Source organism: Pseudomonas sp. JL3 (assembly GCF_031570575.1).
Classification (GTDB): domain Bacteria; phylum Pseudomonadota; class Gammaproteobacteria; order Pseudomonadales; family Pseudomonadaceae; genus Aquipseudomonas; species Aquipseudomonas cucumis.
In genome coordinates this window covers 238,263-254,928 of record NZ_JAKWJK010000004.1, presented here as the reverse complement: position 1 = coordinate 254,928, position 16,666 = coordinate 238,263, and the positions used below count along the sequence as shown (strand labels likewise).

At 58.0% G+C, this 16,666-nt stretch carries 20 protein-coding genes, 1 tRNA gene and 1 pseudogene; 9 read left to right on the top strand and 13 right to left on the bottom strand.

Annotated elements, in window-relative coordinates; all coding sequences use genetic code 11:
* The first annotated feature begins 177 nt into the window (after positions 1-177).
* The 4 genes from MMG91_RS10390 to MMG91_RS10375 are packed head-to-tail and all read left to right on the top strand — an operon-like array spanning position 178 to position 2,393.
* Positions 178-924, top strand: a complete 747-nt coding sequence (locus tag MMG91_RS10390; protein ID WP_008005252.1) for a 2OG-Fe dioxygenase family protein — start codon at positions 178-180, stop codon at positions 922-924.
* A gap of 46 nt (positions 925-970) precedes the next feature.
* Positions 971-1,384, top strand: a complete 414-nt coding sequence (locus MMG91_RS10385) for a GNAT family N-acetyltransferase (protein WP_185047222.1) — start codon at positions 971-973, stop codon at positions 1,382-1,384.
* The gene (locus MMG91_RS10380; protein WP_310659521.1) at positions 1,381-2,097 is read left to right on the top strand and encodes an AzlC family ABC transporter permease; all 717 of its coding nucleotides are present in this window, start codon (positions 1,381-1,383) and stop codon (positions 2,095-2,097) included. The genes MMG91_RS10385 and MMG91_RS10380 overlap by 4 nt, the downstream gene beginning before the upstream one ends.
* Complete coding sequence (locus MMG91_RS10375; protein ID WP_253547140.1) at positions 2,076-2,393, top strand: AzlD domain-containing protein; 318 nt, start codon at positions 2,076-2,078, stop codon at positions 2,391-2,393. The genes MMG91_RS10380 and MMG91_RS10375 overlap by 22 nt, the downstream gene beginning before the upstream one ends.
* Here the strand turns inward: MMG91_RS10375 and MMG91_RS10370 are convergent.
* Complete coding sequence (locus tag MMG91_RS10370; RefSeq protein WP_305447805.1) at positions 2,310-3,236, bottom strand: LysR family transcriptional regulator; 927 nt, start codon at positions 3,234-3,236, stop codon at positions 2,310-2,312. The two genes, MMG91_RS10375 and MMG91_RS10370, sit on opposite strands and share 84 nt — an antisense overlap.
* A gap of 615 nt (positions 3,237-3,851) precedes the next feature.
* On the opposite strand from MMG91_RS10370, the gene MMG91_RS10365 reads away from it, so the two are divergent.
* The 4 genes from MMG91_RS10365 to MMG91_RS10350 all read left to right on the top strand — a co-directional run bounded on the left by MMG91_RS10365 (position 3,852) and on the right by MMG91_RS10350 (position 6,130).
* Positions 3,852-4,262, top strand: a complete 411-nt coding sequence (locus MMG91_RS10365) for an MbcA/ParS/Xre antitoxin family protein (RefSeq protein WP_123361087.1) — start codon at positions 3,852-3,854, stop codon at positions 4,260-4,262.
* A complete protein-coding gene (locus tag MMG91_RS10360) occupies positions 4,262-4,939 on the top strand; it encodes an RES family NAD+ phosphorylase (protein ID WP_310659520.1) in 678 nt (225 codons plus the stop codon). The genes MMG91_RS10365 and MMG91_RS10360 overlap by 1 nt, the downstream gene beginning before the upstream one ends.
* Positions 4,940-5,097: 158 nt before the next feature.
* Positions 5,098-5,319 carry a 4-oxalocrotonate tautomerase family protein gene (locus tag MMG91_RS10355; protein WP_305447807.1) on the top strand — a complete coding sequence of 74 codons (222 nt, stop codon included), beginning with the start codon at positions 5,098-5,100 and terminating at the stop codon, positions 5,317-5,319.
* Between the two features lie 100 nt (positions 5,320-5,419).
* The gene (locus MMG91_RS10350) at positions 5,420-6,130 is read left to right on the top strand and encodes an SDR family oxidoreductase (protein ID WP_310659519.1); all 711 of its coding nucleotides are present in this window, start codon (positions 5,420-5,422) and stop codon (positions 6,128-6,130) included.
* A 66-nt stretch (positions 6,131-6,196) separates the two neighbouring features.
* On the opposite strand, the gene MMG91_RS10345 is transcribed toward MMG91_RS10350, so the two are convergent.
* From MMG91_RS10345 to MMG91_RS10310, 8 genes are all read right to left on the bottom strand, one after another.
* Entirely contained in the window at positions 6,197-6,520 is a 324-nt protein-coding gene (locus MMG91_RS10345) for a hypothetical protein (protein ID WP_305447809.1), read from the bottom strand.
* 225 nt (positions 6,521-6,745) lie between these two features.
* A tRNA-Thr gene (locus MMG91_RS10340) sits at positions 6,746-6,821 on the bottom strand.
* Positions 6,822-6,899: 78 nt separating this feature from the next.
* Complete coding sequence (locus tag MMG91_RS10335; protein WP_310659518.1) at positions 6,900-7,724, bottom strand: FkbM family methyltransferase; 825 nt, start codon at positions 7,722-7,724, stop codon at positions 6,900-6,902.
* A gap of 343 nt (positions 7,725-8,067) precedes the next feature.
* On the bottom strand, positions 8,068-9,297 hold the full coding sequence (locus MMG91_RS10330) for a methyltransferase (RefSeq protein ID WP_310659517.1): 1,230 nt from the start codon (positions 9,295-9,297) through the stop codon (positions 8,068-8,070).
* Positions 9,278-9,967 carry an ABC transporter permease gene (locus MMG91_RS10325; protein ID WP_123498398.1) on the bottom strand — a complete coding sequence of 230 codons (690 nt, stop codon included), beginning with the start codon at positions 9,965-9,967 and terminating at the stop codon, positions 9,278-9,280. Before MMG91_RS10325 ends, MMG91_RS10330 begins: the two co-directional genes overlap by 20 nt.
* Positions 9,964-10,659 (bottom strand): ABC transporter permease, encoded by a 696-nt coding sequence (locus tag MMG91_RS10320; RefSeq protein ID WP_305424152.1) that lies wholly within the window; start codon positions 10,657-10,659, stop codon positions 9,964-9,966. Before MMG91_RS10320 ends, MMG91_RS10325 begins: the two co-directional genes overlap by 4 nt.
* Before the next feature lie 78 nt (positions 10,660-10,737).
* Positions 10,738-11,484, bottom strand: coding sequence for an ABC transporter substrate-binding protein (locus MMG91_RS10315; protein WP_305447812.1), 747 nt, complete (start codon positions 11,482-11,484; stop codon positions 10,738-10,740).
* A 13-nt stretch (positions 11,485-11,497) separates the two neighbouring features.
* Positions 11,498-12,271, bottom strand: a complete 774-nt coding sequence (locus MMG91_RS10310) for an ABC transporter ATP-binding protein (protein WP_007897462.1) — start codon at positions 12,269-12,271, stop codon at positions 11,498-11,500.
* Between the two features lie 553 nt (positions 12,272-12,824).
* Here MMG91_RS10310 and gabP point away from each other — a divergent pair.
* Positions 12,825-14,219 (top strand): GABA permease, encoded by a 1,395-nt coding sequence (gene gabP, locus MMG91_RS10305; protein WP_310659516.1) that lies wholly within the window; start codon positions 12,825-12,827, stop codon positions 14,217-14,219.
* A 70-nt stretch (positions 14,220-14,289) separates the two neighbouring features.
* Here the strand turns inward: gabP and MMG91_RS10300 are convergent, their stop codons facing one another.
* The 4 genes and pseudogenes from MMG91_RS10300 to MMG91_RS10285 form a co-directional block, all read right to left on the bottom strand.
* On the bottom strand, positions 14,290-14,742 hold the full coding sequence (locus tag MMG91_RS10300) for a hypothetical protein (protein WP_310659515.1): 453 nt from the start codon (positions 14,740-14,742) through the stop codon (positions 14,290-14,292).
* Between the two features lie 6 nt (positions 14,743-14,748).
* Positions 14,749-15,165: a hypothetical protein gene (locus tag MMG91_RS10295; RefSeq protein ID WP_305447815.1), complete on the bottom strand. Its 417-nt coding sequence runs from the start codon at positions 15,163-15,165 to the stop codon at positions 14,749-14,751.
* A gap of 37 nt (positions 15,166-15,202) precedes the next feature.
* Positions 15,203-16,177 (bottom strand): alpha/beta fold hydrolase, encoded by a 975-nt coding sequence (locus MMG91_RS10290; protein ID WP_310659514.1) that lies wholly within the window; start codon positions 16,175-16,177, stop codon positions 15,203-15,205.
* 69 nt (positions 16,178-16,246) lie between these two features.
* Positions 16,247-16,657: pseudogene (locus MMG91_RS10285) on the bottom strand (PDDEXK nuclease domain-containing protein); the annotation flags it as partial.
* Between the last annotated feature and the right edge of the window lie 9 nt (positions 16,658-16,666).

The window sequence follows — 16,666 nt, the reverse complement described above, 5'->3', positions numbered from 1 at the left end:
TTTGTCTCATGACCGTAGGGAAATACCAAAAATGTGTGTTTTCGATCGTAAAAAGTCGAATTAAAGCAACTTCATACCGCGTTTCAATCAACGCTTGATATGCCTGAAATTCTTTCTCATGGGCCGCAAATCCCGCACCTACTAGATTAAGCCGCTAAATGCAGTGGAGACCTAGTAATGATCGTTTTGAACAGAGAAGTTGGCGAATCGCTACGGCGCGACAAATATGTCAACGTCCAGGGAGCCGACTTCAATCTCTTCGGTCATTTTTCCGACTTCGTCAGATTGACCAAAAGTTGGGAAAGCATGGAGCCGGACAGTTATTACGGCCAAGCCGATGCGGGCATGCGTTTCCGTCGTTACAGCGACTTCGAATACAACCCGGTCACCCGAGACTTGACGCAGCTGGAACACCGCGCCTACGTGCAATCGAAGGCCAACAACAGCTATGTCGGCGGACTGGAGCGGCACTTCCAGGACTTCTCCAATGAAGTCATCAATTCGCCGGTGATGCGCAGCCTCATCGATGCGGATTTCGAGGTGTACAAAAACGTATTGCCGCCGGAGTTGCACGACGAAATCTGGCAATGCCAGATCCATCAGATCCGCATCGAGATCAAGCCGGGCAAGCAACTGGAAATTACCCCGGAAGGTATTCACTGCGACGGTTATCCGTTCAGCGGTGTGCATTTCTGGGGCCGCAACAACGTGGATGGGGCGGAGAGCCGTTTATATTCGGCCCAAGAGGAACAATTGGCGGCGACGACCTATCTGGAAATCCTCGACACTACCTACTTCCTCGATCGCGACATGCGTCACTACGTGACCCCGGCACGCAACACCCACGCTCACGAAATGGCCTATCGGCAGATTCTGGCCATTTCCTTCTCGCGGCCCGGGACCGCTTTCGACATTGTTCGCTGAACAGCTAGATCCCATGATGCACATCGCCGAGTGCGCTGCACCGGTGATGTTGCAGCGCGCGACGGCCAAGGATGCCCAACGCCTGGAGCGCTTCTTTCGCCAGTTCGAAGAAGTGTCGTTCTGTGAATGGCAGGACGCCAAATGCCTGCGCGGTGTGTTGGTGCAAAAAACCACCGCTGCGTTCCTCGCGCTCGATATCCGTGGCGAAGTGGTCGGTGCGGTGTTGGGCGGCATGCTCGGCAGCCGTGGCACCATCAATCACCTGGCGGTGAGCCCGGTGTATCGCAGCCAGGGCGTCGGTCAGCGCCTGGTGGAAGCGGCGTCGGCAGACATGAAACGAGTCGGTGTGCTGCGGATGTTCCTGTTCGTCGACGATGCTAACCTTGCCGGCAAACGTTTTTGGAGTGCCCAGGGCTTTTGCGAGCCGCGCGGCGAAACGACCTTTGAGAGGGACTTATGAATGAGACGTCCAGCAGCCAGCCGCTGATGGTCGAGCCCCAGCCCTCGCGCACGTTCGCTGAAGCCAGCCCGGTGATTGCGGGCTACTTCACGGTGTCGTTTGTGTTCGGTTTGATGGCCGTCAATGCCGGGTTGCCCGTGTGGCTGCCGGTCGCGATGTGCCTGTTTGTCTACGCCGGTGCCTCGCAGTTCGCCGCCCTGGCGCTGATTTCCAGCGGCGCGTCGCTGACCACCATCATCCTCACCACGTTTCTGATCAATGCACGGCACATGCTGATGTCGGTCTACATGGCCAAGGCCTTGCAGGCCATGGGGCTCAGTCGTCTCGAGCGCTGGTGTTATGCCGGCGGGCTGACCGATGAATCGTTTGCCTTCCACAGCGTCAAGCTGGGCAAGGGCACGCCGGTCAATGTGCGATACCTGATCGGCTTCAATCTGTATTGCCACACGTCGTGGGTGCTGGGCGGTTTGCTGGGCGCAATCTGCGCGCAGTACGCGGCGCACCTGATCAAGTACCAGCTCGACTATGCACTGACCGCGATGATGCTCTACGTCCTGGTATCGCTGTGCAACACCCGCAACAAACTGATCGCCGCACTGGCCGCGGTCGTCTGCATGGGTGTCCTGAGCCTGATCGGCAATTCACCCTTTAACGTGTTCATTGCCACATTCGTGGGCTGCGGGGTGGGTGTATGCCTGACCAAACGTTCCTGATCCTGGTCGTCGCACTGATGATGGCCGTGACTTTCCTGCCGCGTGCGTTGCCGCTGCAGGTGAGCACCGATCATTGGCCACCCCTGGTCGCCCGGGCGCTGGAATACCTGCCGGTGGCGATCGTCGCTGCCATCAGCCTTACGCCGCTGTTGATCAAGGATCAGCAGGTGCAGCTCGATCGCCCGGAATTTTATGCAGCCATTCCGACGTTGTTATGTGCGTATTTCAGCAAAAACCTCTTTCTCAGCGTAGCGGTGGGAACGGCTGCGTACATCGCGCTCGGATCGTTCATGTAGCGACAGAGCGACCACGTCGTTCAAGGCCTGTCCCGACAACTCGGGATTATTGACCGCCAACCGCACTTCGAGCGAATCCTCGAAACCCGGAAAAATGGTCAGGCCGTTACGCAGGGCCGCCTCACGGGAAACCATGCCGAGGCCGTCCATTTGCGTGATCAACGAGAGGGTCAGGGTCTCGCTGCAGGAATAGATCATCCGCTTGCCTGACTCGTAATTACCAAGGCCGGCGTCGAGAAAACGCAAGAAGCTGTGGGAATACGGACAATCGTCGGCAGGACGAACCTGAAACTTATTGCCGAGCAGCATCAGCGGATCGTTTTCCTGACCGCAATGAGCACCGACCACCTGCACCTGTATATGGGGCAGGGCAATGCTGGGTAACCCCGGCTGCTGCGGGCCGATAAGTACGGCAAGGTCGAAGTCCTCGTTCTTCAACTTGCTGAGGTTTTCCATCGACTCGGCGTAGCTGAACTCCAGCTGATAATCAGGAAACACCTCAATGAGGCGTCCGATCATGCGCCGGTTGAAGTCGGCCGAGAGCGTGGTGTTAAGTGCAACCTTGAGCGTGCGCTGACTAGGCACTTTGAGCGCGGCGACCTTCTCTTCCAGTTGCCGCGTAGCGACCAACACTTTGTCCATGTAGGGCGTGAGCTCCGTGCCCTGTGTTGTCAGAGTCAACCCCTTGTTGGAGCGACGAAACAACCGAAAACCGAACTGCTCTTCGACCTTGTTCAACTGCGCGGCCAATGCCTGCACGGTCAAACAGGAACGCTCTGCCGCCGCCGACAATGAGCCGGTCTGCACGATGCGCATGAGATTGCGTAAGGTTCTGCTATCCATTTGGGTAATGCCCTCTAAAGTGGGCTGGCTATTGTTGTGTACCTGGCCGCCCCGGTGGGCGTCGGTCGCGTGCTGGCTATGATCCTGCACCTGAGCATGCTTGTCCCGAGTTTAGTAGCGAATTGATTCCGCGTCCGATGGCTGGAGGCTTACACAGGATCGGGGTTTTTGGTGGGGGGGAGGTGATCGAGGTCAAAAAATGGCCCGGATGGGGAGGTGTGGGCGTTTTTTTGGATATCAGCGAAAACCTTTTTCCAAGGCAAAAAAAAGCAGCCTGATCAGGCTGCTTTCATAAATAGGTGCTTGATATTGTGCTCCCTCAAGCAGGGGAGGAGAGGTTTACCCGAGCGCTGATTTTCAGGTCATCAACGGGGTTCCTACATCGACTATCGCCACCTGAAGGCAGTCGGTTTCGCGCTCTCGATTAAATTCTCTGCCCGGGTGAGGCGGGTGTCAACGGGTGTTTTTGACCGTGTGTCGGCGTCTTTTTCGGGCTGCGAAAAATCTCTTTTCGATGGGGAAACAGATCAATACGCTTGCGAATTAAAATTTCATATCTATTCGTATCTGTATTAGTCTGAATTCAAGACATCGCACATCCAAGGAGGGCTACCCATGCCTGCCTCAACCACCGCCCTCAGCCCACAGCAACAACTCGAGACTCCCGAAGCCGGTCGAGTCGCGCTGAAGTTCTTTTTCAACCTCATGGAACGCTGGGGCTGCACCGCCGAGCAGCAACGCACCCTTTTGGGCAAAGTCGGTAATACAACGTTTTACAAGTACAAACACCTGCCACCGAACGTGCGCCTGCCCCACGACACCCTGGAACGCATCTCGTATTTGATGGGCATCCACAAAGCGCTGAGCATCATCTTCAGCAACAGCCGCGAGCGCGCCTACACCTGGGTCAGCAGCCCGAACACCGCCGCGCCGTTCAATGGCCAGTCGGCGCTGTCCTACATGCTGGCCGGCCGCGTAGTCGACATCGCTGACGTGCGCCGCTACCTCGATGGAGTGCGCGGTTGATGGCGCCGGAGCTGGCCGACCCGCAATGGCCGCAGGCCTATCGGATCGTCAACAGCTGCTTCCCGCCGATCTCGTTGTTCGAAGACGTACTCGATCCCGAAGACCTGCCCACCGCCTACGCGCTGGAAGCCCTGACCAACGATCGGTTGATGGAAGAAGCCGGCGTGCTCTCCCGCGTGCGCCCCGAAGACCACATCTCCGGCCCCGGCTCCACACCCGTTATGGCCGCCTTTACCCATATTGGCAAAACCAGCCGCTTCACCGACGGCACCTTCGGCGTCTACTACGCCGCCAGCAGCCAGACTGCCGCCATCGCCGAGACGAGTTATCACCAGGAACGCTTCCTCGCTGCGACCAACGAACCCGACCTCGAGTTGACCATGCGCACCTACGTCAACCAGGTCGTCAAACCCCTGCATGACATCCGCCAAGACTACCCCCACCTCCACGATCCGGACCCCAACGCCTACGGCCCTTCCCAGGCCTTTGCCCGCCAACTGCGCGAAACATTGTCATGGGGTTTGCTCTACAACAGCGTTCGTTTGCCGGGTCACGAATGTGTTGCCGCGTTTCGGCCGCCGGCCGTTTCTATTCCGAAGCAAGGGAAGCACATTCGTTATGTGTGGAGTGCGAGCAGTCGCAAGATTTCGTTTGTGTTTGAGGTCAGCGAGATGTGAATGAAGCCAACGAAACGCAAAAAAACATCGACGTAGTCATTACACCACGTAACGAATGATGTTCCCGCTCCCACCTTTATCCCCCTAAACCAACCCCCTACATTGATCTCCACACCACCTCCCCATCCTCTCGAAGGGAAGGTCACTGGAGATTCCTCATGCCTTTCGTAAGCGTACGCATCACCCGCGATGGTGTTACCTCAGAGCAAAAAGCTCAGGTGATCGCCGAAATCACGGAAACACTGGAACGTGTCCTCAACAAGCGCCCGGACCTGACCCACATCGTGATCGAAGAAGTCGACACCGATAACTGGGGCTATGCCGGGATGACCACCACTCAGTATCGAAAACAACAGGCTGAGGCGCAGGGGCAGTCATGACTGCGTCCGTCACCATCGATTTCATTTCCGATGGCGCAGGCCCTCGCCGAAGCCTGATTGATCATTTTTTTCAAACCATCACTATGAGTAGAGGTTCATCATGAGCAATTCGAAAAAAGTCATCGTTATTACTGGCGCCTCCCAAGGTCTTGGCGCTGGCATGGTCAAGGCCTTCCGTGATCTCGATTACTGGGTAGTCGCCACTTCGCGTTCGATCCAGCCATCCACCGATCCAGACATCCACACCGTTGCCGGCGATATCGGCGACCCGGCGATCGCCCAGCGAGTCATCCGTGAAACGATCGAACGCTTCGGCCGTATCGACACCCTGGTCAACAACGCCGGGATCTTCGTCGCCAAGCCGTTCACTGCCTACACCCAGGAAGACTACGCCGCAGTGCTGTCGGTGAACCTGAATGGCTTCTTCTACATCACCCAACTCGCGATCACCGAGATGGAAAAACAAGGCAGCGGCCACGTCGTCAACATCACCACCAGCCTGACGGACCACGCCATCGACGGTGTGCCGTCGGTACTGGCGTCGTTGACCAAGGGTGGTCTGAACGCGGCGACCAAATCCCTGGCCATTGAGTACGCCAAACGCGGGATTCGGGTGAACGCGGTTTCCCCGGGCATCATCAAAACGCCGATGCATGGTGAGGAAACTCACGAAGCACTGGGGAATTTGCACCCGGTTGGACGCATGGGGGAGACCAGCGATATTGCCCAGGCTGTTGTTTATCTGGACAGCGCCAACTTTGTCACCGGCGAGATCTTGCATGTCGATGGTGGGCAGAGTGCAGGGCACTAAGAGCTGTTCAGGAGTAGGGCGCTGTTCACAGCAGTGACGACGACCAGCGCTCTCATCCTTGAATCATTAACCTCCGAACGGCGCTACCTTGATCTGTTCACCTTTCTTCGCGCATGAGGGCGGATTGGTCATACCTAGCGTCAACAGGTTGCCGCCGTTAATGATGCAGTTGAATTGCTGATTATCGTTGGTTTTCAACGCGACATAAGTATTAGTACCTTCGGTACGACGGCTGACAATACTCAAGTCAGAAGGTGAATAGCCCAACGCACCGGCACTCTGAGATTTGATCTGCTCATCGGTTAGCGTGTTGGTACTGCTGGCGATGGAGTTGCAGCCGGCCAGCGTGAATAACAGCGCGCCAGCCAGGGTTATTTTATGGAGAGTCATGGGAGTGTTCCTTACTCGTTTGTGTTTCTTTCGGTCGTGTGGTGCCACGTACTTGCCGGAAATCACAACTGAGGAAAGCAGTGGCTTGTGAAGCGTAGCAGAGGGAAATCGGCTCATTGATGGCTGAGAGGTTTCCTGTGCCTACTGTTCAGGCCGGTGCTATCAGTCCCACCAAACCCCAGAAACAACAAAGCCCCCACATTTCTGTGGAGGCTTCGTTTTGTATGGTGCCGGCACCAGGAGTCGAACCCGGGACCTACTGATTACAAGTCAGTTGCTCTACCAACTGAGCTATACCGGCGTGTTAGGGCGACGATTATAGCGATTGGGTTGGTTCTGTAAACCCCTGAATTCAGACTATTTTTGCGCAGGCGTCTGGTCAGCCGCGAACCAGTACTTTCTTGAGTTTCTGCAGGGCACGCCAGGCTCGGCTATTTTGCATCGCCCGCAGTTGCGCTTCGGCGTATTCAGCGCGTTGCAGGGCGGCGGCGAGGTGGTTTTCGGCGTCGGTGACGGGGTGGCTGAAGTTGTGGCCGCGGCAGAACTGGAATTCGTCCAGATTGCACGGTGGGATGTCGAAGGCGGTTTTGAGGGCCAAGTGTTCTTCGGCCAGGTAGTAGGTGTTGATGCCGTCGAACAGGATGGAGTGGTAACCGGCGCCGGTGACGAGGGTTTCCCAGGTCTGGTCGCGTTCCCATGGGGTTTCGATGAGTATGATCCACGGCCGCCATTGGGTGAAGTCCATGCCGCGCAGGACGGTTTCTTCGTGGCCTTCGACGTCGATTTTCAGAAAGTGGATCGGGCGGTTCCGTGCGTGCTGTTCGCAGATGGAGGCCAGGGTGCGGGATTTGACGGTTTGGCTGCGCACGTCCATGCCGGCGTCTTTGTGTTGCTGCGCCAGGGCCGGGTCGAGGGTCGACAGGCCGGTGCCGGGGATGCCGTAGAAGATCAGGTCATCGGCGCTTTCGCCGGCCACGCATTGCAGGTTGGTGTCTTTTGGGCGTTGCTGGCACAGGGCATCGTAGTAGTTCGGCATGGGCTCGACGTTGATGCCGGTCCAGCCACGGTCATAAAAGGCTTTGGTGACGGAGTCCTGGGTGGGGTCGTTGGCCCCGATGTCGATGTAAAAGCCGTTTTCGACATTTTTGAGGGCGCGCCACAGGCGGATGTCTTCGAAATTCTGTGCGTAAGAAATGAACGTCACGGTCGCATCCTGTCGGTCAGGTTTTTCTTGTTCATGGCCGCACGCTCGGCGTCCTTGTATGCGTGTATAGCAAGGGGCGTAGCAAGGCGCAATTTTCCGCTACGGATGTCCGGTGTTCGGCGGTTATGTCGTTTTGATGAAATGCTTATGCACAATGGATCGGGGACGACTAACTGTTCATTACGATTTTGTAGACTCGTTCTCATTTGTCTGCAAATGCCTGTTTTACGGGTTTTTTATTGGTATGAACAAAAAATGACCAGCAGTGTTTCAGGCGTAAAACAGCGTGGATATTGGATCCACGATAATTCCATCAACAGAGTTATCCACAGGCTGTGGTTGTTTAAGAGCGTTCTGCCAGGAGGAGGAAATTGCGCGGTGTGAGTGGGGTTTCACAGAAGGTGCCGAGGCGAACGGAGTAACCCTGCTCAATGAGGAAAAGTACTCGATCAAGTACCAGCCACAGCTCCAGAGGCCGTCGGAAAAGGCCTCGCAGCAGCTCCAGGTTGCGCACTTCGGCCAGTCGCTGCCAACCGGCGGCTTCCAGCGCGGCCCAATCTGGCGCTCCAACTGTGGATAAGTCTTTGAGCGCTGCCAGATCGCGGCAATAATCGGCGAGAGGTTTGTCCAGCCAGGCACTTGGCAGAGAAGGGGTCGGCAGGTATTCGTCGACGCCGCGCAGTTGCCGTTGCAGCAAGTCGAACGCCAAGCGCCTGGCCATGGAGGTGTCGCGCTGGCGTCGGACGCGAGCGCCGGCGGTGACGGTTTCGCTCATCGGCAGCGCAAGATCATTGAGGGAAAGGTGTAGATCGGAGCGCTCGGCCGCGCAGGAAAGCGGCTGATAGGTGTCTAGACTGATCCGGTTGTAGCAGCAAGGCGCAATGGCCAGTTGTTTGCAACCGGCGGCGCTGGCGAGTTGGATCAGTCGCACATGCAGATCACCGCAGGCGTGCAGCGCGACTGGCGTGTGAGCGGCGTTCAATAAAGAGGCTGCGCCGGGCGCGAGTACATCCTGCTCGACATGCAGTGCATGCAATTGATGACGCTGGCTGAGTGCCTGGCCGCTGGCGACCAGCGCCGGATCGAATTCCAGGCAAGTCAGTTGTTGACCGGTTTGCAGTAGGCGCCGCCCCAAATGGCCCTTGCCCGAGCACCAATCCAGCCAATGCGTCGGTGCATGAGCAAACTGCAGGCGACCGGCGAACGCTTCAATCTGCTGCCATTTGCGTCCCGGCACATCCACATTCAAGCGATGGCCTGCCGCTTCAAGTGCACGAGCCGGCAATTCACCCACCGCGCTCAGTTCAGCAGACATCGCCGCCAATGAAGCAAACGGCTCCGGCGCATCGAGCAAGCAAGGTTGGTTATGACTGTTTTCCGCATCCTCCAGCGACCGCCCGCGTAGCCAAAACGCCAACTCCGGGTAGGACGCTTCCCAAGGCAGTTGCAGATGGGTAAACGGCCGAGGCTTCCACAGCGCCTGATGCTCGATCAGAAAAGCATCCAGCGCGGTGAAACGGGCGAGCAGGGCCTCGCCCGTCAGTACGCAGGAATCAACGCCCTTGGCAGGCATCGACGCGCAACCAGCGCTCCAGCAGCTTGAAGCCGCGAACCAGCACGTAAGCCATCAGCAGATAGAACATGCCCGCGGCGAAGAAAATCTCCACCGGCAGGTAGGTGCGGGCAATGATGGTTCGGGCCATGCCGGTCAGTTCCAGCAACGTCACGGTACTGGCCAGGGCGCTGGCCTTGAGCATCAGGATCACTTCGTTGCTGTACGCCGGCAGGCCGATGCGCGCGGCACGGGGCAGCATGATGTAGAACAGCGCTTTGGCCCGGGACATGCCCAGCGCCCGCGCCGCTTCGATCTCGCCCGGTGGAATCGCCTGGATCGCACCACGCAGGATCTCGGCGATGTAGGCCGCGGTGTGCAGGGTCATGGTCGCGGTGGCGCACCAGAACGGACTGCGCAGATAGGGCCACATCGAGCTGTTACGCACCGCGTCGAACTGCGCCAGGCCGTAGTAGACCAGGAACAGCTGAACCAGCAACGGCGTACCACGGAAAAAGAAGATGTAACCGTAGGGGAATGCCCGCACGTACCAGAGTCGTGACGAACGAGCGATGCCCAGCGGAATCGCCAGCAGCAACCCTGCGATCACGGCGATAGCCACCAGTTCCAGGGTCAGCGTCGCGCCCTGAGCCAGTTTCGGCAGCCACTTGATGATGACTTCCCAGTTCATTGGGTGCTCCTCGCGAAGCCGCGAGCGGCGCGTCGTTCCATAAAGTGCATGCCGGTCATGGCCAGAATGGTCAGGCCCAGATACATGAAGGCGGCCACCATATAGAAGGTGAACGGTTGCTTGGATATGGTCACGCCGATTTGCGCGTGACGCATGATTTCTTCCAGGCCGATGACGGATACCAGCGCAGTGTCTTTCATCAGAATCATGAACAGGTTGCCCAGGCCCGGCAGGGCGATGCGCCACATCTGCGGCATGATCAGCCGGGTGAAGATGCGAAATTTCGACAGGCCCAGGGCCACGCCGGCTTCACGGTGACCTTTGGGGATCGCCAGAATCGCGCCGCGAAACACTTCCGTGGCGTAGGCGCCGAAGCATAGCCCCAGCGCAATCACGCCGGCAGCGAAGGCGTTGAGTTCGAGGTCGGGGTTGCCGAAGAACTCGCCCAGTGCGCGCATCAGGTTGACCGTGCCGAAGTAGATCAACAGCACCCAGAGCAATTCCGGGATGCCGCGCACCAGCGTCGAATAAGTACCGCCAAGCCATTGCAGCGGCTTGTATGGGGAAGTCTTGGCCAAGGCGCCGAGCAGACCGAGCACCAGCCCCAGGCACAAGGCCGAGAGTGCCAGTTTCACAGTCATCAGCGCACCAGCGGCGAGCGCCGGGCCGAATCCGTAGAGGTCGATAATCATGGATTTCTTTTCAAATCGCGGCAGGCAATGCGAAGGACCGGCACCGTCAGAGAACGGCGCCGGTCAGGCAGGTCAGAATCAATAGATGCTGAACGGGAAGTACTTGTCGTTGATCTTCTTGTAAGTGCCGTCTTCGACGATTTCTTTCAGGGCAAGGTTCAGCCTGGCGCGCAGGGGGTCGTCTTTACGCACGGCGATACCGATCTTGTCGCTTTCTTCCACCGGGTCGCCCTTGAATTCATACGAGCGACCGGCGTCGCTTTTCAGCCACTCGTAGTTGACGTACTTGTCCGCCAGGATGCCGTCCAGACGTCCGGAAGTCAGATCCAGATAAGCGTTTTCCTGGGTGTCATAGAGTTTGACTTCAACGCCGGGCATGTTGTCTTCCATCCAGGTACCGGCGAGGGTCGCGCGTTGTGCGCCGATCACTTTCCCCTGCAGGGAATCCTTGTCGGTTTTGAACTCTTTGTCTTTCGGTGCGATGAACTGCAGTTTGTTGGAGTAGTACGGTTCGGTGAAGTCCACCGCTTGCTTGCGTTCGTCAGTGATCGACATCGAGGAGATCAGGAAGTCGAACTTCTTGGCGTTCAGAGCCGGGATGATGCCGTCCCAGTCGGACGTGACCACGGTGCACTCGACTTTCATCTTGGCGCACAGGGCATCGCCGATTTCTCTGTCGAAGCCGACGACATTGCCACTGGCATCTTTGTTGTTGAACGGCGGATAGGCCGCTTCGATGCCCATCTTCAAGGTCTCGGCGGCGGCACCGGCGCTGAAGGCCAGGGTGACAGCAGCGGCCAGGAAGATTTTTTTGTAGTTCTGCATGCGGGTAGCTCCGTTAGCGGTTGCTGGACATGAATTGTTTGCAGCGCGCCGAAAGCGGGTTTTCAAACACCTGCTGCGGCGATCCTTGTTCTTCTACCAAGCCCTGGTGGAGGAACACCACTTCGCTGGAAACCTGACGGGCAAAGCCCATCTCATGGGTCACGAGCAGCATGGTGCGGCCTTCTTCGGCCAATGCGCGGATGACATTAAGTACTTCCTGGACCATTTCCGGGTCAAGGGCGGAGGTGGGTTCGTCGAACAGAATGACCTTGGGCTGCATCGCCAAGGTACGGGCGATGGCCGCGCGTTGCTGCTGGCCGCCGGAAAGTTGCGCCGGGTAGGCGTGACGCTTGTCAGCGATGCCGACCTTGGCCAGCAAGGCTTCGGCGACTTCAATGGCTTCGGCTTTGCTTTGGCCGAGCACGCGGCGCGGGGCTTCGATGATGTTGTCGAGCACGCTCATGTGCGGCCAGAGATTAAAGTTTTGAAATACAAAACCGATCTCGCTACGCAGGCGATTGATCTGCTTGCCGTCGGCAGCGACCAGTTCGCCGTTCTTGGCGGCTTTGAGCTTGAGTTCTTCGCCGGCTACCAGGATCTGGCCCTGGTGCGGGTTTTCCAGCAGGTTGATGCAACGCAGGAACGTGGACTTGCCGGAACCGGAGGAACCCAGGATCGAGATCACGTCGCCGTCGCGGGCGGTCAGCGAGATGCCTTTGAGCACCTCAAGCTGTCCGTAGCGTTTGTGCAAGTTGCGGATTTCAAGCGCGGGCGTGGCCTCAGCCATGTGCGTTCCTCATAGTGTTTTGCGCTCCTGCTGTTGGCGGCCTTCCTGGCGAGGCGGCCAAGCTAGCATAGCGTTCGAATGGCAGCCAACAGCGCTACGGACGGTAAACGGGTGGCATGTGGCAGGTTGTCGCATCGGCACAGCAGACTGTCGCCCCATCAACAACCGAACAGCCGTTTGAACACGCGTGGGCGTGGCTGTCGCGTAAAAAAAGGCGCGATGTTGCCAGCTTTGACGGGGTGTTGGAAGCGCTAACCGGACAAACGTTCCTGATCTGCACTTTTATTGTGCGAGCACGAATTTTTTGGTGTGTTTCCGGTGCGCTGATTCGTTCCTTGAAGTGGGTGGCAGGGTAGCACTCTGGCGAAATGCCATTAATCTCAATGACTTGTGATGAATGCTCGATCGGCGGGCAGGCCCCGTATAGCGGGAGCATGAAACATTTTGGCGCAATTATTGCGTGCAGAATAAGAAACGCCCTGTTGGATTCTTTTTACGAGCAGGAATGTCAGACCGGGCCGACGTCATCGCTTTACTTGCAAAGGTAGTCTTAATGAGTAGTAGCCAAAGCTCCTCCAACGGCCTCGAGCAGGGGCTAAAACCGCGTCACGTGACCATGCTCTCGATCGCCGGGGTTATCGGCGCCGGGCTGTTTGTCGGCTCCGGCCATGCCATCGCCGCTGCAGGCCCGGCCGTGCTGTTGGCCTACGCGGCCGCCGGTGCTCTGGTGGTTCTGGTAATGCGAATGCTCGGCGAGATGGCCGTTGCATCGCCAGACACAGGCTCCTTCTCAACGTACGCCGATCGCGCGATCGGTCACTGGGCCGGTTTCACCATCGGCTGGCTCTACTGGTGGTTCTGGGTGTTGGTCATCCCGCTGGAGGCTAACGCTGCCGCGACCATTCTGCATGCCTGGTTCCCGAATGTGGCGATCTGGGCCTTCACGCTGGTTATCACGTTGCTGCTAACGGTGACCAATCTGTTCAGTGTGAAGAACTACGGAGAGTTCGAGTTCTGGTTCGCCCTGGTCAAAGTCATCGCGATCATCGGTTTTATCGGTCTTGGCATTCTGGCAATCTTCGGCTTCCTGCCTACCAGCCAGGTCAGCGGCGTGTCGCACCTGTTTGATACTCAAGGCTTCCTGCCAAATGGCATGGGCGCGGTGCTGGGGGCCATTCTGACCACCATGTTTTCCTTCATGGGTACCGAGATCGTGACCATCGCGGCCGCGGAGTCGAAGAACCCTGGCCAGCAGATTTCCAAGGCTACCAACTCGGTCATCTGGCGGATTGGCTTGTTCTACCTTGTGTCCATCTTCATCGTTGTGGCCTTGGTGCCATGGAACGACCCGATTCTGGCCAGCGTCGGTTCCTACCAGACCGTGCTGGAGCGCATGGGTATCCCGAATGCCAAGCTGATCGTCGATATCGTGGTTCTGGTTGCGGTAACCAGCTGCCTGAACTCGGCGCTCTACACCGCTTCGCGCATGATGTTCTCTCTGGGCAAACGCGGTGATGCGCCGGCTGTTTCCCAACGCACCAACAAGAGCGGCACGCCGTACTGGGCCGTCATGTTGTCCACCGCTGCTGCATTCATCGCGGTTTTCGCTAACTACGTGGCCCCGGCCGCCGTGTTCGAGTTCCTGCTGGCCAGCTCCGGCGCCATCGCGCTGCTGGTGTACCTGGTGATCGCGATTTCGCAACTGCGTATGCGCAAGCTGCGTATGGCTCGCGGTGAAAAAATTGCCTTCAGCATGTGGCTGTTCCCGGGCCTGACCTACGCAGTGATCGTATTCATTGTCGCGGCCCTGACCATCATGCTGTTCCAGGAAGCCCATCGCGTGGAGATCCTCGCGACCGGCCTGCTGAGCTTGTTGGTAGTGGCTGCCGGGTTGTTTGTGGCTCGCCGTCGCAAGCTGCAGAAAGTGGGCGCGGTGGTGCTGAACTGATTCGTACCGCATAACGCAAAACGGCCGCTGTCAGTGATGACAAGCGGCCGTTTTTGCTTGCAGGGTAGCCTTACTCGGCTTTTTCCACCGGCAGGTCCAGCGACTGACGATAACTGTCCAGTGCATCGCCAAAGTCAGTGATGAATTGCGGGTCGGTCAGCCAGGCCTGGGCGGCGTCGCGGTCCATGCCATCGGCCCACATGCGGTAGTCGATCAGCATGTCGGCGGCCAGATGCGTGGCGGCCATGGCTTCGTTGTCGGCGTTTTCCATGTCCAGCAGTTCTGGATGGTCGCTGATGATTTCGGCGAGGTTCGACAGCAGGGTCAGCAGCATGTCGTTGCGGCTGATGGCCTCGGCGTCACGCATTTTGCTGAACATCGCCAGGGTGTATTCCGGGATCGGCTCGCCGAGTTCGCCCAAGTCGTCGTCCAGCTCGGCGGGTTTTCTGCCGACCATGCGGATTTGCTTGGCTTTGGCCTTTGCGCGTTTGGCGCGTTTGTGTTGCTTGTTCAGGGATGCCATGGGAACTCAGTTTGGTTTCTGTTGGGTTTGGGCCGCGATGGCGTCGGACGCCGCCACGTAGTCAGCCTGGAAGGCCGCAGACTCGATCCACGCCAGGGCGCCGGCTTCGTCTGTCTCGGTGGACCATTGGCGGTATTCGATCAATGCCGCGAGGATGAAGTCCATCGCGCCTTCTTCGCCTTCCTGCTCGTACACCAGTTCCAGCAGCGGGTCTTCGAGGAAGGTTGCGCACATCGTTTGTTGGCTGGTTTTTTCGGCGTCGATCATTTTCTTGAACAGTTCGGTCAGGTCTACCGATTCGAAGTCGATGCGATCGTCGTTCGGGTCCAGCTCGACCGGCGCGGCGGCCCGCTGGGTGCGGTTCTGCTTGGCCTTGGCTTTGGCGCGGGAGGCGCGTTTGTTCTGCTTGTTGGCGGAGGCCATGGGCGTCGTTCCGTAATTCATTGAGGGGGCGCATCCATCAACTGCGTGGCACTCGCCGCCCGGGTGTATCGGGGGCCAGCTCGCCGGTCTGCAGCCAGGACAATGCAATGGGCCATAGTGTGGCTTGGTATGCGCTGTGAAAAAAGGCGAAATGTCCGACTTTTTCTTCGCCGATATCTGCGGGGGTGATTCGCAGGTGGGTGTTTGTACTGCCAGTGAAGTAATCGAGCAGGCGTTCGATCGCCGGAATCGTGCCGTAGGGGTCGTCGCTGAGGCTGATCGCCAGGGTTTTGGCAGTGACGTTGGCGAAGGGGAGCTGACTATTTTTAGTGTGGATGACACGACCGCTGGGGCGTTTCTCGTATCGGGCGGTGGGCATGCTCCAGTCGCGAACTACACCGGCCGGGGTGTCTTCGAGCCAGCCGAGGCGTTTGCCGGGAAAGTAGCCGTAAAGCATGGTCATCAATGGCATCACCACATGCCACTTGCCAAACATTCGCCAGCGATGAGCAGGGGCGTAGTCGCGCCAGTAAGCGAACTGAGCCCCCACCGTCACCAGCCGTCGGATCACATGCCCGGAGGTTCCCAGCCCGGCCGCGCAACCGCCGAAGCTGTGGCCGACGACATTGATGGGTTGCTCCGCAAATTCGCGTTGCGCCCTTTGCAGCATCGCCTCGAAATCCAGCGCGCCCCAGTCGGACCAAGAGGCCTCAAGCCCTTTCAACGACGCGGGGCGCGACTCACCGATGCCGCGGTAGTCATAGGTGATCACGTCGCAGCCGTTGGCGAACAGGTAATCGGCGAAGCGCGAGTAATGTCGGCAACGGACTGAAGTAGCGGCGTTGATGATCACCACTGGGCGCGTTGGGTCTTGATTGGCATGCCGCCAGGTGAAGCCGCCAAGGATGAAACCGTCGGCGGCGGGTTCCTTGAAAGATTCACCAGGTGTGCCGGTGGGTAACGGCAATTCAAGTTGCGTCGGGGCCAGTGAGGGCATGTCCTGCAAATTCATCGGCGTTGAACCTTTGCGGTTAACCAACCACCATAGTCTTCACGCTGTTTATGAACAATCCACCGGTGCTTATCGGGGCCTCTGCTTGAGTAACCGCTCCTCAAGCACCGCCCATTCCCGATCCAGTTCTGTGCGAAGTTCCTCCTCGCTCGGCAGCACCAGTCTGTAGGTACTGGCGAACAGTTGTTCGTTGCCTTGCAGTACTGAATAGCGCACCACCGATTCATCTTTTTGCGCGCAGAGAATGAGGCCGACGGTGGGGCTATCCTCCGGTCCGCGCTTGAGGTCGTCGTACATGCGCACGTACATATCCATCTGGCCGACATCCTGGTGGGTCAGTACGCCGCGCTTGAGGTCGAAGGCGAGCAGGAAGCCCTGGAGTTGATCGATCAGTGCTTGTTCAAGTTCGTTTTCCTGGATCAAGCCTGCATTGGGCAGGCCGAGAAATTCCAGTAGCGCTGGGTCGCGGATGAAATCCCGGCGAATTCG

Excerpts from the sequence above, each read along its gene's own strand:
- MMG91_RS10390 (WP_008005252.1), top strand. The coding sequence starts at position 178 with ATGATCGTTTTGAACAGAGAAGTTGGCGAATCGCTACGGCGCGACAAA.
- MMG91_RS10385 (WP_185047222.1), top strand. The coding sequence starts at position 971 with ATGTTGCAGCGCGCGACGGCCAAGGATGCCCAACGCCTGGAGCGCTTC.
- MMG91_RS10380 (WP_310659521.1), top strand. The coding sequence starts at position 1,381 with ATGAATGAGACGTCCAGCAGCCAGCCGCTGATGGTCGAGCCCCAGCCC.
- MMG91_RS10375 (WP_253547140.1), top strand. The coding sequence starts at position 2,076 with ATGCCTGACCAAACGTTCCTGATCCTGGTCGTCGCACTGATGATGGCC.
- MMG91_RS10370 (WP_305447805.1), bottom strand. The coding sequence starts at position 3,236 with ATGGATAGCAGAACCTTACGCAATCTCATGCGCATCGTGCAGACCGGC.
- MMG91_RS10365 (WP_123361087.1), top strand. The coding sequence starts at position 3,852 with ATGCCTGCCTCAACCACCGCCCTCAGCCCACAGCAACAACTCGAGACT.
- MMG91_RS10360 (WP_310659520.1), top strand. The coding sequence starts at position 4,262 with ATGGCGCCGGAGCTGGCCGACCCGCAATGGCCGCAGGCCTATCGGATC.
- MMG91_RS10355 (WP_305447807.1), top strand. The coding sequence starts at position 5,098 with ATGCCTTTCGTAAGCGTACGCATCACCCGCGATGGTGTTACCTCAGAG.
- MMG91_RS10350 (WP_310659519.1), top strand. The coding sequence starts at position 5,420 with ATGAGCAATTCGAAAAAAGTCATCGTTATTACTGGCGCCTCCCAAGGT.
- MMG91_RS10345 (WP_305447809.1), bottom strand. The coding sequence starts at position 6,520 with ATGACTCTCCATAAAATAACCCTGGCTGGCGCGCTGTTATTCACGCTG.
- MMG91_RS10330 (WP_310659517.1), bottom strand. The coding sequence starts at position 9,297 with ATGCCTGCCAAGGGCGTTGATTCCTGCGTACTGACGGGCGAGGCCCTG.
- MMG91_RS10325 (WP_123498398.1), bottom strand. The coding sequence starts at position 9,967 with ATGAACTGGGAAGTCATCATCAAGTGGCTGCCGAAACTGGCTCAGGGC.
- MMG91_RS10320 (WP_305424152.1), bottom strand. The coding sequence starts at position 10,659 with ATGATTATCGACCTCTACGGATTCGGCCCGGCGCTCGCCGCTGGTGCG.
- MMG91_RS10315 (WP_305447812.1), bottom strand. The coding sequence starts at position 11,484 with ATGCAGAACTACAAAAAAATCTTCCTGGCCGCTGCTGTCACCCTGGCC.
- MMG91_RS10310 (WP_007897462.1), bottom strand. The coding sequence starts at position 12,271 with ATGGCTGAGGCCACGCCCGCGCTTGAAATCCGCAACTTGCACAAACGC.
- gabP (WP_310659516.1), top strand. The coding sequence starts at position 12,825 with ATGAGTAGTAGCCAAAGCTCCTCCAACGGCCTCGAGCAGGGGCTAAAA.
- MMG91_RS10300 (WP_310659515.1), bottom strand. The coding sequence starts at position 14,742 with ATGGCATCCCTGAACAAGCAACACAAACGCGCCAAACGCGCAAAGGCC.
- MMG91_RS10295 (WP_305447815.1), bottom strand. The coding sequence starts at position 15,165 with ATGGCCTCCGCCAACAAGCAGAACAAACGCGCCTCCCGCGCCAAAGCC.
- MMG91_RS10290 (WP_310659514.1), bottom strand. The coding sequence starts at position 16,177 with ATGAATTTGCAGGACATGCCCTCACTGGCCCCGACGCAACTTGAATTG.